The organism is Pseudomonas sp. 5P_5.1_Bac1, assembly GCF_025466015.1.
Taxonomy (GTDB): domain Bacteria; phylum Pseudomonadota; class Gammaproteobacteria; order Pseudomonadales; family Pseudomonadaceae; genus Aquipseudomonas.
The window spans coordinates 1-227 of sequence record NZ_JANLNX010000092.1; the positions used below are offsets into that span (position 1 = coordinate 1).

Genomic DNA, 227 nt, shown 5'->3' on the forward strand with positions numbered 1-227 from the left:
TTGCTCAAGGTGATCTTCATCTCGGTGCCGGCTGGATTGGTCAGCTTGGCGGTGTAGACGATGCTGCCGCCTTCTTGGACGGAACCAGTGGCGCTGAGCGTCAGGCCGGTAGTGTCCAGGCGCGCTGGGTCATCGGTGACAACGGTGGTCGGAGTACCTGCGGTTTCCAGGTGCTCGTAGTTGCCGCCGGTGACGCCGGTGATGCTGTTGGTCAGCGGGGTGTTGGT

1 protein-coding gene is annotated in these 227 nt (G+C 62.6%); it reads right to left on the reverse strand.

All coding sequences use genetic code 11. The annotated features are described in order from the left end of the window. The coding region (locus tag NTD82_RS20255) for an immunoglobulin-like domain-containing protein (RefSeq protein WP_262129949.1) at nucleotides 1-227 on the reverse strand (227 nt) is incomplete at both ends.